The 14,556-nt window shown below is 71.2% G+C and carries 12 protein-coding genes and 2 pseudogenes; 5 read left to right on the top strand and 9 right to left on the bottom strand.

What is annotated here, in order from left to right; translation table 11 throughout:
• Nucleotides 1–178: 178 nt before the first annotated feature.
• The 3 genes from ACFWTC_RS29240 to ACFWTC_RS29250 form a co-directional block, all read right to left on the bottom strand.
• On the bottom strand, nucleotides 179–1,300 hold the full coding sequence (locus ACFWTC_RS29240; protein WP_383921656.1) for an LLM class flavin-dependent oxidoreductase: 1,122 nt from the start codon (nucleotides 1,298–1,300) through the stop codon (nucleotides 179–181).
• A gap of 115 nt (nucleotides 1,301–1,415) precedes the next feature.
• Nucleotides 1,416–2,201, bottom strand: a complete 786-nt coding sequence (locus tag ACFWTC_RS29245; protein ID WP_384028513.1) for an SDR family NAD(P)-dependent oxidoreductase — start codon at nucleotides 2,199–2,201, stop codon at nucleotides 1,416–1,418.
• Between the two features lie 80 nt (nucleotides 2,202–2,281).
• Nucleotides 2,282–3,229 (bottom strand): LLM class F420-dependent oxidoreductase, encoded by a 948-nt coding sequence (locus ACFWTC_RS29250; protein WP_383921651.1) that lies wholly within the window; start codon nucleotides 3,227–3,229, stop codon nucleotides 2,282–2,284.
• Between the two features lie 212 nt (nucleotides 3,230–3,441).
• Here ACFWTC_RS29250 and ACFWTC_RS29255 point away from each other — a divergent pair, with 212 nt between their 5' ends.
• A complete protein-coding gene (locus ACFWTC_RS29255; protein WP_383921648.1) occupies nucleotides 3,442–3,822 on the top strand; it encodes a hypothetical protein in 381 nt (126 codons plus the stop codon).
• Here ACFWTC_RS29255 and ACFWTC_RS29260 read toward each other — a convergent pair.
• Nucleotides 3,794–5,866 (bottom strand): ATP-binding protein, encoded by a 2,073-nt coding sequence (locus ACFWTC_RS29260; protein ID WP_383921646.1) that lies wholly within the window; start codon nucleotides 5,864–5,866, stop codon nucleotides 3,794–3,796. The genes ACFWTC_RS29255 and ACFWTC_RS29260 overlap by 29 nt on opposite strands.
• Nucleotides 5,863–6,000: pseudogene (locus ACFWTC_RS29265) on the bottom strand (helix-turn-helix domain-containing protein); the annotation flags it as partial. The gene ACFWTC_RS29260 and the pseudogene ACFWTC_RS29265, both read right to left, overlap by 4 nt.
• A 1-nt stretch (nucleotide 6,001) precedes the next feature.
• On the opposite strand from ACFWTC_RS29265, the pseudogene ACFWTC_RS29270 reads away from it, so the two are divergent.
• Nucleotides 6,002–6,207, top strand: a pseudogene (locus ACFWTC_RS29270) (ABC transporter permease); the annotation flags it as partial.
• A gap of 246 nt (nucleotides 6,208–6,453) precedes the next feature.
• Here the strand turns inward: ACFWTC_RS29270 and ACFWTC_RS29275 are convergent.
• Both ACFWTC_RS29275 and ACFWTC_RS29280 read right to left on the bottom strand, forming a co-directional pair.
• Nucleotides 6,454–7,299 (bottom strand): trypsin-like peptidase domain-containing protein, encoded by an 846-nt coding sequence (locus tag ACFWTC_RS29275; protein ID WP_384028511.1) that lies wholly within the window; start codon nucleotides 7,297–7,299, stop codon nucleotides 6,454–6,456.
• Nucleotides 7,300–7,709: 410 nt separating this feature from the next.
• Nucleotides 7,710–9,200: a hypothetical protein gene (locus ACFWTC_RS29280; protein WP_384028509.1), complete on the bottom strand. Its 1,491-nt coding sequence runs from the start codon at nucleotides 9,198–9,200 to the stop codon at nucleotides 7,710–7,712.
• A gap of 744 nt (nucleotides 9,201–9,944) precedes the next feature.
• On the opposite strand from ACFWTC_RS29280, the gene ACFWTC_RS29285 reads away from it, so the two are divergent.
• From ACFWTC_RS29285 to ACFWTC_RS29295, 3 genes are all read left to right on the top strand, one after another.
• Nucleotides 9,945–10,100 carry a hypothetical protein gene (locus ACFWTC_RS29285; protein ID WP_384028507.1) on the top strand — a complete coding sequence of 52 codons (156 nt, stop codon included), beginning with the start codon at nucleotides 9,945–9,947 and terminating at the stop codon, nucleotides 10,098–10,100.
• Between the two features lie 90 nt (nucleotides 10,101–10,190).
• Nucleotides 10,191–11,402, top strand: a complete 1,212-nt coding sequence (locus tag ACFWTC_RS29290; protein ID WP_383921634.1) for a JmjC domain-containing protein — start codon at nucleotides 10,191–10,193, stop codon at nucleotides 11,400–11,402.
• On the top strand, nucleotides 11,336–12,181 hold the full coding sequence (locus tag ACFWTC_RS29295) for an aldo/keto reductase (RefSeq protein ID WP_383921632.1): 846 nt from the start codon (nucleotides 11,336–11,338) through the stop codon (nucleotides 12,179–12,181). Before ACFWTC_RS29290 ends, ACFWTC_RS29295 begins: the two co-directional genes overlap by 67 nt.
• Here ACFWTC_RS29295 and ACFWTC_RS29300 read toward each other — a convergent pair.
• Together ACFWTC_RS29300 and ACFWTC_RS29305 are read right to left on the bottom strand one after the other, a co-directional pair.
• Complete coding sequence (locus ACFWTC_RS29300; protein WP_383921701.1) at nucleotides 12,172–13,029, bottom strand: hypothetical protein; 858 nt, start codon at nucleotides 13,027–13,029, stop codon at nucleotides 12,172–12,174. The two genes, ACFWTC_RS29295 and ACFWTC_RS29300, sit on opposite strands and share 10 nt — an antisense overlap.
• Nucleotides 13,030–13,287: 258 nt before the next feature.
• The gene (locus ACFWTC_RS29305) at nucleotides 13,288–14,514 is read right to left on the bottom strand and encodes an amidohydrolase family protein (RefSeq protein WP_383921629.1); all 1,227 of its coding nucleotides are present in this window, start codon (nucleotides 14,512–14,514) and stop codon (nucleotides 13,288–13,290) included.
• Between the last annotated feature and the right edge of the window lie 42 nt (nucleotides 14,515–14,556).

Consider the following 14,556-nt stretch of genomic DNA (forward strand, 5'->3'; position numbering starts at 1 on the left):
CGCGGTGCGGGCCGTGTTCTGGGGCTCCGCCCCGGACCCCGGGGTACGGGGGCGGAGCCCCCGCGGAGCCCCCGCGGAGCCCCCGCGGAGCCCCCGCGTGCCCCGGCCGGAGGCCGCCCGGCCGGGGCACGTGCGGGACGGCGGTCCGGGAAGACGCCGCCCCTGTTTCCCCGCCGGGTCAGACGGCCTGGCGGAAGCGGGTCGTGCGGTGGACCGGGTCCGTGTCGATGTGCGGGATGACGTGTTCACCGATGAGCTTGATGGTGTTCAGCGTGTCCTCGGGCGAGACCCCGGTCGGCAGTCCGAAGGACAGCTGGTCGGCGCCGGCCTGCTCCCACCGCTTGCACTGGGCGCGCACCTCGGACGGGTCGCCGCAGATCATCAGCTCCTCGGCGATCAGCAGCTCGATGATCTCCGCGTTGTACTCGGGCAGCAGCTCGGGCCACTGCGGGATCGCCTCGGGCCGCGGGAAGGTGTCGTGGTAGCGGAAGACCAGCGACTGGAAGCGGTTCATGTTGGCGTTGACGGCGATCTCCACCGCCTTGTCGTGGGTCTCGGCGCAGATCGCGGTCGAGGTGACCATGACGTTGTCGTTGACGAAGGCGCCGATGGCCTTCGCCTCCTGGATCGCCGTCTTGTACTGCTCCAGCACCCACTCCATGTCGGAGACCTTCTGCACGCTGAAGCCCAGCACGCCCAGGCCCTTCTTCGCCGCCATCGCGTACGAGGAGGGGGAACCGGCGGCGTACCACATGGCCGGGTGGGCCTTGCCGTACGGCTTGGGGAAGATCTTGCGCGGCGGAAGGGACCAGTGCTTGCCCTGGAACCCCTCGTACTCCTCCTGGAGGAACATCTTGGGGAACTCCGCGATGGTCTCCTCCCAGATCTCCTTGGTGCCGTTCATGTCCTCGATGCCCGGGAGGAAGCCGAGGATCTCGTGGCTGCCCGCACCGCGCCCGGTGCCGAACTCGAAGCGGCCCTTGGAGAGGTGGTCGAGCATGGCGACCTTCTCCGCCACCTTCACCGGGTGGTTCACCGGGGCGAGGGGGTTGAAGATGCCGGAGCCGAGGTGGATGCGCTCGGTGGCGTGGGCCAGGTAGCCGAGGAACACCTCGTTCGCCGAGAGGTGCGAGTACTCCTCCAGGAAGTGGTGCTCGGAGGCCCAGGCGTACTTGAAGCCCGACTTGTCGGCCTGGATGACGTACTCGGTCTCCTCGATCAGCGCCTTGTGCTCTGCCTCGGGGTCGACCTTGGACCGTGACTCGGCCACGTATCCCTGCACGAAGAGCCCGAATTCCAAGGGGGTTCACCGTCCTTTGATTTCTGACGTACCGTCAGATTGAATGCCCCGACTGTTCCACCGCCAGGGCCGGAGCGTCAATACCTGACGCCCCATCAGATCACTTGCCGGGGCCTCAGGCGATGCTGACGCCGGCCATCCAGCCGCCGTCGATGACGAACGGCTGGCCGGTGATGTACGAGGAGTCCTCGCCGGTCAGGAAGAGGGCCAGCTTCGCGACCTCCTCCGGCCGCCCGACCCGCCCCATCGGCACGACCCGCCGGTACAGCTCGGCCATCGCCTCCCGGGCCTCGCCGGTCATCCCGGCCGGGTCCAGCAGCCCCGGGTTGGCCATCGGGGTGTCCACGGCGCCCGGGCACATCGCGTTGACCCGGATCCCCTTGCCCGCCAGCTCCATGGCGGCGACGCGCGTCAGCCCCAGGATCGCCGCCTTGGTCGCGGCGTACGCGCCCACGTACGCCATGCCCGTCAGCCCGGTGTACGAGGAGGTGTTGACGATGGTGCCGCCGCCGGCCGCCTCGATCTCCGGGGCCACCGACTTGATGCCGAGGAAGGCGCCCACCTGGTTGACCTCGACCACCTGGCGGAACTCCTCCAGCGGGGTCCCGGTCAGCTCGTTGAAGCGCAGGATGCCCGCGTTGTTGACCAGTCCGTCGACCGGGCCGAAGGACTCCTTGGCGGCGGCGATCGCGGCCGCCCAGTCCTCCTCCCGGCTCACGTCCATCCGTACGTACCGGGCCCGGTCCTCGCCGATCTCCTTGGCCACGGCCGCGCCCTGGTCGTCCAGTACGTCGCCGAGCAGCACCCGGGCGCCCTCGGCGGCGAACAGGCGGGCCTCCTGCTCGCCCTGGCCGCGTGCCGCACCGGTGATGATGACGACGCGCCCGTCCAGCTTGCCCATGCCGGTGTCTCCCTGGTCGTTGGGGTGGTGGTTTTGAGGTGGTGGTCGTTGGTGCTGCTCGTTGGCGCTGGCCGTCGGCGCTAGTCGTTGAGGTGCGGCGCGACGTCGGCGCCGAACGCGGCCATCTGGTCCGTCAGTTCGGCCCGGTCGCGACTGCGGAAGCGGACCTGGATCTGGTCCACGCCGAGTGCCTTGTACTCCCGCAGCGACTCGGCGAGCGCCTCCGCCTTGCCGGTCAGGGTCCGGCGGCCGGTGTCCCAGCCGGGTTCGCCCACGTACAGCGCCTCGGTGATCGCGCCGATCTCGATCGGCTCCCCGATCCCCGCCGCGGCGCGCAGTTCCCTGATCCGGGCGATCTGCGCCGGCAGCGCGTGGCGCGGGTCGCCCTGCGGGAGCCAGCCGTCGCCGCGGACGGCGGCCCGGCGCACGGCGGGGCCCGAGGAGCCGCCGACCCAGACGGGGATCCGCCGCTGTACCGGGCGGGGCAGCTGGCCCAGGTCCTTGAACGAGAACAGCTCGCCCTCGAACTCGGGGTACTCCTCCGGCCCGAGCGCCACCCGCAGCGCGTCGAGGGTCTCGTCGAGGACGGCGCCGCGCCGCGCGAAGTCCACGCCGAGGATCTCGAACTCCTCCTGGACGTGCCCGGCGCCCACCCCGAGGATCAGCCGGCCGCCGGAGAGGTGGTCGAGCGTCGCGTACTGCTTGGCGCTGATCAGGGGGTGGCGCAGGCCGAGGATCGCGACGTGGCTGAGCAGGCGCACGTGCCCGGTGATCCCGGCGAGGAAGGAGAGGGTGGCGACCGGGTCGTACCAAACCGTGCTCATGGGCCCCGCGAGCCGCCGCGGGATGGCCACGTGGTCACAGGTGGCCAGGTACCCGAAGCCGGCCCGGTCGGCGGCCCGGGCCACCTCGGCGAGGTCGAGGGCGGTGGCCGACGCCTCCCAGGGTTCGGCGTAGATGGTGCTCTGCGACTGGATCGGGAGCTGCATCCCGTAGACCAGCCGACCTTCCGGAAACACGCGCGCCATGCCGGACCCGCCTCGCCTTCGTCTGCCGATTCGTCCGCCGATTCGCCATACCGGTGCCGGGCCATCGTCGTAGCTGACGGTCCGTCAGGCAAGGGGTACGGCCGACCACGGTGGCCCGGCGGCCCGATCCCGCGCACCCCGTGCACCCCGCGGGCCGGGCGCGCCTGGGTGCGGTTCGGCCGCGCCGAGCTGCCGGCTTCGTCACCCGGCCGGTGTTCGCCACCTGGACGGCACTGGTGTTCGGCAGCGCGTTCGCCGTCCAATGGCTGTTCCTGGCGCACTTCGGGACGCACGACGCGACCCGGTACTCGGCGTTCCTGCAGAACCTGCTGATGTCGGGCCTGTTCATCGCCCTCTTCGCGAGCCGCGGCGGCGCGCACGGCCGGTCGCTGCTCATCGCCGTAGCCAAATGGCTCGGCACCCTCGCGCCGACCGTGCTGTTCGGCGTGGTCGAGGACGCGCCGTTCATCCTCGGGCTCGGCGTCCCGTGCTCGGTCTTCGACCTCGCCTACATCGGGCTGCTGCTCCGGGACCGGGCGGCCTCGGCCGCCGGGCGGGGCCGGGTCAGAACCCTTCCGGCCCCATCACGATGAAGGGCTTCGCCGCCGGATCGAGGGTCTCCAGGACCTTCTTCATGGCCTCCTTGGGGATGCCGACGCAGCCCTGCGAGGGGCCGTCGTGGTCCACGTGGAGCCAGATGTTGCCGCCCTTCTCCTCGCCCTCCGGCTTGGACGGGTCCAGCGGCGAGGTGCCCGGCCTGCGGTTGAAGTCGATCGCCACCACGTAGTCGAAGGAGCCCGCCAGGGACTCGCCGTTCACCCCGCGGCCCGAGGCCACGAAGGAGGCGTCCTTGTCGTACGGGAGGCGGGTGCCGGCCGGGGCGGCCAGCAGGCCGCCCGCGTCGGTGAGCGCGAAGACGCCCTGCGGGGACGTCAGATCGCCGTACGTGCGTTCCGTGGACCAGCCCTTGGCGCCGTTGCGGGCCGGCCAGCTCTCGGCCCGGACCCAGTCGGCGCCGGCCGCCGGACGGGTGTACAGGGCGGCCGTGGACTCCGAGGAGTCGCGGCCCTTACCGGTGACCAGGATGAGCTGGCGGGAGTCGGCCGGGATGCGGTTGCGGGTCTCCTCGCTGATGCCGGACAGGCCCTGGAGGAGGTCCCGCTGGGCGTCGCGCGCGGCGCGGCCGGCGGCCTGCGGGCGGGCGTCCGAACGGGTGGTGGCCGCGGCGGCCGCCTTGTCCGGGCCCTGGGCGAGGTAAACCCAGCAGGCCCCGGAGGCCAGCAGGCCGAGGGTGGCGGCCAGCACCACCCGGCGGGAGGCGCGGGACGTACGGGGTCGGCGGGAGCGGGCCCGGGCGTGCTTGCTCATTGAACCGACCGTACAGCAGCCGGTCTTCAGCGGCGCTGAACCGCCGCCCCCCGTGGCCCGGAACACCGGGAACCGGACGCGGACCGTCAGCCCGCCCTCCGGCTCCGGGTTGGCCCGCGCCACCAGTTCGGCCCCGTGCGCCCGGGCGACCGAGGCGACGATCGACAGCCCCAGACCGGCCCCCTCACCTGCGGTGTGCCGCCGCTCGGCGCCCCGTCGGAACGGCTCCAGCAGCCGCGGGACGTCCGCCGGATCCACCACCGGACCCGTGTTCGACACCGTCAGTTCCCCCTCTCCGGAAACCTCCGGGACGATCCGGCCGTCCGGGCGGTTGTGACGCACCGCATTACCGACGAGGTTGCGCACCAGGTGGCCCAGCAGGGCCCGGTCGCCCCGTACGGTCAGCGGCGCGAGGGTCCCTACGACGGTCAGGCCCTCCCGCGGGCAGGCCGCCAGCTCGGCCGCGGCCAGATCCGCCAGGTCCACCGGACCGGTGGACTCCAGCCCCTCCTGCGACACCGCGAGGAGCAGCAGCGACTCGACGAGGTGCTCGCCGGATTCGGCGACGCCGATGAGCCGGTCCCGGATGCGGGCGGCCTTCTCCGGCGGCGGGTCCCCGGCCAGCCCGATCTCGGCGGCCGCCCGCTGCACCGCCAGCGGCGTGCGCAGCTCGTGCGCCGCGTTCGCCGCGAACCGCCGCTGGGCGGAGACCAGGTGCTCCATCCGGCCCAGCATCGCGTCGAAGGTGTCGGCGAGTTCCTTGAGCTCGCCGGGCGGCGCGTCGAGGGAGATCCGCTCGTCGAGGTTCTCGCCGCAGAGGCGGCGTGCGGTCTCGGTGATCACCCCGACGGGGCGCAGCACCCGGCCGGCCATCCACCAGGCGAGCCAGATCGACAGCACCGCGAAGACGGCGAGGGCGAGGAGCGAGACGACCAGCAGCCGGTGCTGCGTGGCGTCGGTGACGGCGTCCGAGACGTTGCGCGTGAAGGCGTAGCTCTTCAGCTGGTCGGCGGTGGGGGCCGCGCCCGGGGGGAGCCTCTGCGCCGGTGCCCACGCCCCCGCCGGTTCCACCGCGGCGCCCTTGGTGAGGTCCTGGTAGGCGGGGCTCACCGTGCGGACGACGCCGGTGACGCTGGAGTACAGGCCCTGCCCGACCAGGACGTAGACCAGCGCCACCAGGCCGCCGCCCGCGAGGAGCAGCAGCGACCCGTACAGGGCGGTGAGGCGGCCGCGCTCGGTCCGCGGCAGGAGGCGGGGCCGGCGCCTCACCGGGCGATCCGGTAGCCCGCGCCGGACACGGTCTCGATCAGCGGCGGCTCGCCCAGCTTCACGCGGAGCTTGCTGAGGGTGACCCGGACGGCGTTGGTGGAGTAGCTCGTGCCGTCCTCCCACACCTGCTCAATCCTGATCCTGTCCGGGCTGGGCGGCCTTGCCGGCATCGCCCTGGGCGGCGCGGCCACGGCCGTGTACGCCGCGGCGGGCGACCTCCCCTGGGTGGTCCCCCTCTGGGCGGTACGGGCGGCTTCGCCGCCACCCTGGCGATCGGCACGGTGGCCGGCCTCTACCCCGCGGTCCGCACCGCCCGCCTCTCGCCGACCCTCGCCCTGCACCAGGGCGTCCCGGTCCGCCAGCACGAGCACATCTACGTCACCACCGGCCCGCGGCGCGAACCGGTCCTGGAGTCCCCCGGCATCCACTGGCAGTGGCTCTCCCCGGAGCACCTGGCCGCCCTCGGCGAACCGCTGTGGCCCCCGCGCCTCCCGGAGCTCCTCGCGGACACCCCCGCGGAACCGGTCCACCTGGGCCTGCCGGCCTGAGCCCCGGCGCGCCCGCTGCCGCGCTGCCCCGCTGCCGCACTACCGGCCGGCGGTGGCCTTGGCGTACAGCGAGGCCGCGTACGGCCCCAGGACGGTGCTGGTCGACACGTCGTCGGTGTCGCCGCCCGTCAGGATGCCGATGATCTTCCCGTCGCGGGCGATCCAGGCGCTGCCGCTGGTACCGCCGGGGAAGTCCGCGCAGTCGAAGCGCTGCTCGGTGGCGCTCTCGCGGACCGCGACCGCCGTGCAGGTACGGGGCACCTTGCGGTCGGCGGGGTAGCCGGTGACGGTGACCTCCTCGCCGACCCGGCCGCTGGTGTCCAGCGGCGCGGCGCCGGTCACGTCCTCGACGGCCCGGCCCCGGTCGTCGGGGGCGAGGCGGGCGAAGGCCAGGTCGTAGGCGTCGTCGGTGCCCTCCGACCAGCGGTCGTCCTCGAAGACCCGCTCCAGCTTCCACGTGCCGTACGGCGCGACACCGTTCGCGTACGCGGGTGCGAAGACGGCACCGCCCTCACCCTGCTCCCCGTCGAGCAGGCAGTGCCCGGCGGTGATGACGAGGTTGCGGCCGGGGCTCTGCACGACGGTCGCGGTGCAGAAGTGGTCGCCGTCCAGGCCCTTCGTGAACAGGGCTCCGGTGAACGCCGCGGGCCCGCCCGGCTTCGGCACCACGGCGGGCGGCAGGGTCAACGTCGGCGGGGTCGAGAGCTGCGGCTTCGCCGCTTGCGATCGTGACGAGTCCCCGGCGGTAGCGGTCGGCGCGGCCTTCGCCCGTACGGGAGCGGCCCCCTCGGGCGGCGGCGCCAGCTCGGCCACGACGGCGGAGGCACCCAACGCCGCCACGGCACACAACACCGCCGTCACCACGGACCGCTTGTCAACCGGCACGATGATCACTCCCCTTTGCCCCGGCGAAGCATGCCCCGCACCCCCCGCCCGGTGCAAGGTGAGCCACTGGGCGAAGACGGGGTCACCTCCCGTCACGTGCGGTCACACCGGAGCACATCCTCGCGAGCCGAAACGCCAATGCGGTGCTGGTCAGATGCCTCCACCACTGCGGCGTCCTGACATCAACATCCCTCGTCCGACGACTCGGACGAGGGATGTTCCTGGCATTCCCTCACGGGCGCAGCGGGTGTGGCCCGTCGCTCCGGCCCTCCGCGCGTCCCGCACCATATTCGTCACTGTGACGCGAATTTGCTTGAACCCCACCGGAGTTCAGCCTGGCTCTGCGATGCTGGAGGCCGATCGAGAGGGGCCGCAGCGATGCAGTGGAAGATCCACGGGGAACGTCCGATCTACGAAAACAAGTGGGTGAACCTGTGGCTCACCGACATCGAGACGCCGGACGGCCACCGCTGGGAACACCACGTCGTCAAGCTCCGCCACCTGGCCGTGGCCGCCGTGCTCAACGACCGCCAAGAGGTCCTGATGATGTGGCGCCACCGCTTCATCACGGACGCGTGGGCCTGGGAACTGCCCATGGGCCTTGCCTCGAAGGCAACTGCGGCCGGCACCTCGCGATAGGGCGCAAGCTGCTCGTAGAACTCGCGAAGGTGCCCGGCCACCCGCTCGGACGACACCGCTGCGGCAGGCACCAGGGCCTCTATCGCCGTGTGGCACGCCTGGTCGAGCTTGCCCCGCTGGAGCTGCGTGCGGGCCAGCCAGAAGGCATGGAACGCCCGGCCACGCTGGTTCGCGGGATCCTCCCGCGCCAGCGCATCCGCGATCAGCGGTTCGGCAATCGCTGCCTCGCCAAGACGGCCGTGCGCAATGCCGGTGTCCACGATGAGCTTCGGCTCATCGAAGTACGTCACCCATGCCGGGTCCGGGGCGCCCTCGTGGATGCGCTCGAACTGACTGTGGGCCTCGGAGATCGCGTTGTGCGTCGCCTTCCGGTCCCCCAAGGTCGCGTGGGCGAAGGCCTCGCGCATGGCCAGCATCGCCCGCACTCTCGGCGTCGCCCCGCCGGCGGTACGGGCCTGGTCCTGGGCGGCAGACACCAGTGCCAGCGCGTCCGCCGGCTTGTCCTGGTAGGTCGCTTGCAGACTCATGCAGGCCAGCACGTTGGCCATGAACGGCTGGTCGTCAGTCTCTCTGGCCAGTTGCAGAGCCTCCGAGAAGTACGCGCGGGCCTGCTGGTACTGGCGGGCATCGAAGTACGTCCAACCCGTCAGCCGCGCCAGCTCCGCCGCGATGCCGTAGAGGCCGTTCTGTATCGGCGTCGGCCGCTGGCCCTTCAGAAGCCCTTCGACGTAGCGCAGCTGGCCGACGACGGCCGGTCGAAGGGTCTCCCCTCCGTGCTCGTCGTCGCGTCGCCAGTAGTCCTCGATCGCGGACCGGAGCGCCTGAAGAGTGGAAGGGCTCGGCTTGGTCCCGGCAGCCAGGGCAAGGATGCTGTCGACCTCCACCCCGGGTAAGGCTGCAAACGGCCTGAGCCCGGCAGGCGGGTGCACCGACTCCGGTGGCTCTCGCTCTGCCACGGCGAGCGCGACCGGCGTCTCCCACTCCCGTCGGGCAAGCCCGAGCATGTGCCCCGGGATGCGCAACCCATCGGCAATCCGCTCGACCACGTCCATGTGGAGGAGCTGCCGCCGGCCCGCGATCACCTCCCCCACCCGGCTCGGCGTCAGCTCACACTGGCGCGCGATCATCGACGGATAGATGCCTGCGCGTCCCTTGACCAGGCGAAAGACGCTCGCGCAATCGCGCGCGCGGCACGCGTCGATCATCTCGGGATCAGTGAGCAGACGTGCCGGTAGCTCCTTCGTCCGACGTGACTCGGGCATCAGGCACGCTCCGGAGGAAGACTACGGATCGCTTCAAGGACTCAACCGACTGTGATGTTACCCAAGTTGGGTAATCCGCTGGGCCTTTCTGCCCCGTCGCGCTGATCGCGATGCTTCTGGACATGGCGAAGCGACCGAGGACGACCACCTTGAACCATGGGGCGAGCACTCCTGACACAGAGCGAACGGCCCTCGGGAGATCCCCTGACCTGGGCTTAGAACCCCGCGTCCTGATGAGCATCCGGGTGTCGAGGGACTCGGGCCGGACGTGGTCGCCGAGCACGCGGGTCCTGGAAGGCGACCCGTTCGACATCCTCTCCACCCGCGGCCGCTACCCCCCGTGCGAGTGCCCCCGCTGTGGCGGTACGTCCTCGTCGGCCGGTGCCCTTCGGCCGGCATCCATCACGCCGGGGACGGCGCGGTGACCACTTCCCGACGGTGAAAACCCCTTGAGAGCGGGATTCCCGGGTACGTGGCCGAGCTCCCTGGGGCTGGCGCCAACACATCGCGGTGCTCCCCTGCGCCGCTGCCGTCATCGTCCTGGTGGTCACCCTGGCCATCGCCGGTGATCCCGGCCTCTGACGAGCAACCCGCTTCCGGCACAGTCCCGAGGTCGCTCGATCCGTGGCCTCATGCCACCCCTGCTCCTCACCCGCCCGCACACAACAGGGCGGGTGGGGCACGCCCCATCGGGGGCTGGGCCGGCACCCGTCGGCCCTGGACTTCCAGGAAACGGAGACACACATGGCAGCGCAGAAGGAGGACCTGCTGATCGACGTCGAGAGCCTGATCAAGGTCCAGGACCGCTTCACCGCCGCGGCGGCGGAGTCCGACTCCACGGGCACCTCCGCGGGCGACGACGGCGAGAACCGCGACGGCCTGAACCTCCCGCAGGAGTAGCGCCACCAGCACGCCACAGCACCAACCGGGGGCTCGTCATCCACGGCGGGCCCCCGGCCTTCACGCCTACGACGCAGACCGGAGGAACACGTGGAGCACCACTTCGTCACCGCGATGGAGAAAGCCCTCGGCTGGGACGGCCCCAGGGAACTCGGAGCCGCTTTCGCCCGGGGAACGATCGAAGATCTCGATCTGCTCGATCGCCTGCTCAACCCCAGGAAGCTGCTGGACCTGGTGATGCGCCGCAGCGTCACCACGCCCCAGTTCCGCATCTTCCAGGACGGGGCCGAACTGCACCCCGGCCGCTACATCCACCCCTCCGTCACCCGGCGGGGACAGGCCATCCCCATGGCCGACATGCGCCGCGTCGGTGGGCTGATGCGCGAGGGCTGCACCATGGTTCTGGACGAGGTCGACTTCTTCGACCCGGCCATGGAAGCCACGTGCCGCGCGCTCCAGTGGTGGGCCCGTGAGCTGGTGCAGGTGAACGCCTATCTGACCACGCAGGACGCCAGCGGCTTCAAGCTCCACTGGGACGACCACGACGTCGTGATCGTCCAGCTCGCAGGCCGCAAGAGCTGGGGAGTCCGCGAGACCTCGCGCAAGGCGCCGATGTACCGCGACTCCGCCCCCAACTCCGAGCCCAGCGACGAGATCGTGTGGCAGGGCGTCATGGAGCCCGGCGACGTGATGCACATCCCCCGCGGCTTCTGGCACCAGGCCACCCGGGATGACCAGGGCGATGGCTACAGCCTGCACGCCACCTTCGGCATCGTGAAGCGTGTCGGAGTGAACTGGCTGGCCTGGCTCGCCGACCGAGCCCGCACGCAGGAGCTGTTCCGGTACGACCTGGACCGATGGAACTCCCCCGGCCAGTGGGAGGGGCAGCAGCGGCTCCTGGCCGACGCCGTCGCCGAGATGGCCACGAAGCTGACCCCGCAGGACTTCTTCGATGCCCGCGAGCGGGAACGCCTGGCCGCCCGGCACGTCCCGGCCACCGGCCTGTTCGGCAAGCCCGCGGCCGTCGTGTGCGTCACCGACTTCGAGCCCGTGATCGAGCAGCACCGCGACACCGTGGATGTCCTCGCCGCGGGCAAGAGCCTCTCCTTCTCCGGCAAGGCGTACCCCGCGCTCGCCCTGCTGCTGAGCGGCCACCCCGTCGATATCGCCGACGCCGCCGAGAAGACCGGCCTGGACGTGGAACAGCTCGCCGAGATCCTGCTGAGGGAGGAACTGTGCACGGAGCTGACCCCCGCCTTGTCCTCGGCCTACACCGGTCTCGTCACCACCGCGACATCCTGACGGCCGCACTCGACCTCGGCGTCACCGCCCTGGACACCGCGATTGCCTACCTCGGCTTCCGCTCACACGCGGTACTGGCCGAGACGGCCGCTGATCTGCTGCCGAAGTTCGCCCTCTCCACGAAAGTGGGCTTCTTCCCGGGCGCCGGAGGGGTTGAGCACTCCCTCGATCCGAGCAGGCTGCGCCCGGCCATCGAGAAGGCGGCCCGAGAACTCGGCAGGGAACCTGACACCGTGCTCCTCCACAACCCCGAACGGAGCCTCACGAGCCTGTCCCCGGCCGATGCCCACGCCCTCCTCGGCAGCGCCTGCACCGCCCTGGTCGACGCGGCCCGCGACGGCCTGTGCCACACATGGGGTGTGTCTTCCTGGGACACCCGGCCGCTCGGCACGGCCAGGGTGGACGACCTGCCGTCTCCGGACGTCCTCATGATCCGGGCCGGGTTCCTCGTGGGCATCGACCTCCTCGACTCCACGGCGGTCCTGCGCCATGCCTGGCAGGCGGGCGAGACCTGGGGCATGAGTCCCTTCGGGGGTGGCAACGTAAAGGTCTGGGAGGACTTCGACCCTCGCCCGTTCCTCCGACCGCCCCACGATGGCCTGTCCCGCGTGCAGGCAGCGTTCCGTACGGCGTTCCACCTGCCGAGTGCTGCCGCGGTGGCCGTCGGCACCGACAACCCCGGCCACCTGGCCCAGCTGGTCCAGGCCCTGGGCGCGGAGGTGGACACCACTGCCGTCAGTCAGTACCTGCGCGCCCTCCACGGGCACCCTCAGAGCTGAAGCTGGGCCACCAGACGCTCGGCCTCCTTCCGGGCCGGCACCAGCAGCGGATCCTCCTCGTACGCGTGGGGTCCGACGATCTTCGACAGGAAGAACAGCGACATCAGCTTGCCGTCCCGGCCTTCCAAGTCCGCACGCCGCTCCTGGTGGACGCGGTCCGCGAGCGCCGGGACGGCCAGCGCATTGCCCCACAGCGTCGCGGCGTCCAGGCCCCGGGGCGCCACGCCCCAGTCCTCCCAGTCGATGACGGAGAACTCCGGTCCCATGACGTTGGCCCAGGTCAGATCCGCATGAGCCGGCGCCCACCGCTCGATCCGCGTATCGGTGACAACGGGGAAGACCTCGCCGAGTTTCTGCGTCACCTGCTCCTGGGTGATCGTCACCGTGTCCGGCGTCGCGATCCGCGGTGTCCGTTGTCCGGCAAGGGCGTCCAGAGAGCCGTTCAGCGCCTCCCACCACGTATCCGGCAGACCCGGATCTTCGAGCACCAGGGCGCCCTTGGCGACAGGCTGCGATGCAAGCAGCTCCAGCTCATCCGCCCGCCACATCACCGGTTCGCCCGGCTCGCGCCACGCCACGCCCTGGTACCACTCGGGCATCGCGACCCCTTGCAGGACGGCGGCGGCCTCCGTCCCGTTCCAGCCCTGCGGGCCGATCCGCTCGAATCCCCGCCGCTCGATACGCACCCACGTATCCCGCTCCGTTCGGCCGCCCAAAGAACGGCGCTTACGTACCAGCGCCTGCCGATCCAATCGCACGTGCAGGGCCTGCTCCACGCGCCCCAGCACGTCTTCGACCGGATGACGGCGCAGGTCCACGCGGGCAGCGACAGGCAGGGAAGCAGTCATCATGACCTCCTCGGCGAACGGGTGACCGTAGCAGGAGCGGGCCCTCCAACACGACCCGCTCGTCAGCGCCCGCAGCGGCAACGCCGCCAACTCCGGCTCCCCGTGCACGACCAGCCGCCTCCGCGACAGGGAGGCAGGCCGGCGAGGTCCACCGTGCGCGCCGTCCGGTCCCCACCGCGGGAGGCGGTATCGAGACCCGCAGCCCGCTCGGGCGCCTGCGCGGGCAGCGGTCGGGCGTTGCCCGGGATCAGGCCCGTCTCACGCCCCCGGCCCCGGCCACAGGCCGTCCTGGGTGAGGGACAGGAGGTCGATCGCGTTGCCGCGGACGATGCGGTCCACCACGTCCGGGGCGAGGTGGCCCATCTGGGCCTCGCCGACCTCGCGGGACTTGGGCCACGTCGAGTCCGAGTGCGGGTAGTCCGTCTCGTACAGGACGTTGCCGACGCCGATCGCGTCCAGGTTCTTCAGGCCGAAGGCGTCGTCGAAGAAGCAGCCGAAGACGTGCTCGGCGAAGAGCTCCGACGGCGGGCGCAGGACCTTGTCGGCGACCCCGCCCCAGCCGCGGTTCTCCTCCCAGACCACGTTCGCGCGCTCCAGGATGTACGGGATCCAGCCGATCTGGCCCTCCGCGTACATGATCTTCAGGTTGGGGAAGCGCTCGAACTTGCCGCTCATCAGCCAGTCGACCATCGAGAAGCAGCAGTTGGCGAAGGTGATGGTGGACCCGACCGCCGGCGGGGCGTCCGCCGAGGTGGACGGCATGCGGGAGGAGGAGCCGATGTGCATGGCGATGACCGTGCCGGTCTCGTTGCACGCCTCCAGGAAGGGGTCCCAGTCGTCCGTGTGGATGGACGGCAGGCCCAGGTGCGGGGGTATCTCGGAGAAGGCGACGGCACGCACGCCCCGGGCGGCGTTGCGGCGGACCTCCGCGGCGGCGAGGCGGGCGTCCCACAGCGGGACCAGGGTGAGGGGGATGAGCCGGCCGTGGGCGTCGGGGCCGCACCACTCCTCCACCATCCAGTCGTTGTAGGCCCGTACGCCGAGGAGTCCCAGCTCCCGGTCCTTGGCCTCGGTGAAGGTCTGGCCGCAGAAGCGCGGGAAGGTGGGGAAGCAGAGCGCCGACTGGACGTGGTTGACGTCCATGTCCGCGAGCCGTTCGGGAACCGAGAAGGACCCCGGGCGCATCTGCTCGTAGGTGATGACTTCCAGTTTGATCTCGTCGCGGTCGTACCCGACGGCCGTGTCCAGCCGGGTGAGCGGGCGGTGCAGGTCCTCGTACACCCACCAGTCGCCGATCGGGCCGTCGTCGCCCCTGGCCCCCATGACGGGGGCGAACTTCCCGCCGAGGAAGGTCATTTCCTTCAGCGGGGCGCGGACGACCCGGGGGCCGGCGTCCTGGTACTTGGACGGGAGCCGGTCCCGCCAGACGTGGGGGGGCTCAACCGTGTGGTCGTCCACCGAGATGATCTTCGGGAAGGTCTCCATGACTCATACGGTAGCGCCCATCTGACGAACCGTCAGCTAGTT

This window comes from Streptomyces sp. NPDC058619 (assembly GCF_042717785.1).
Taxonomy (GTDB): domain Bacteria; phylum Actinomycetota; class Actinomycetes; order Streptomycetales; family Streptomycetaceae; genus Streptomyces.

Bases quoted from the DNA above. Each gene is read 5' to 3' on its own strand.
- ACFWTC_RS29245 (WP_384028513.1), bottom strand. From the start codon at position 2,201: ATGGGCAAGCTGGACGGGCGCGTCGTCATCATCACCGGTGCGGCACGC.
- ACFWTC_RS29250 (WP_383921651.1), bottom strand. From the start codon at position 3,229: ATGGCGCGCGTGTTTCCGGAAGGTCGGCTGGTCTACGGGATGCAGCTC.
- ACFWTC_RS29280 (WP_384028509.1), bottom strand. From the start codon at position 9,200: ATGCCCGAGTCACGTCGGACGAAGGAGCTACCGGCACGTCTGCTCACT.
- ACFWTC_RS29285 (WP_384028507.1), top strand. From the start codon at position 9,945: ATGGCAGCGCAGAAGGAGGACCTGCTGATCGACGTCGAGAGCCTGATC.
- ACFWTC_RS29300 (WP_383921701.1), bottom strand. From the start codon at position 13,029: ATGACTGCTTCCCTGCCTGTCGCTGCCCGCGTGGACCTGCGCCGTCAT.
- ACFWTC_RS29305 (WP_383921629.1), bottom strand. From the start codon at position 14,514: ATGGAGACCTTCCCGAAGATCATCTCGGTGGACGACCACACGGTTGAG.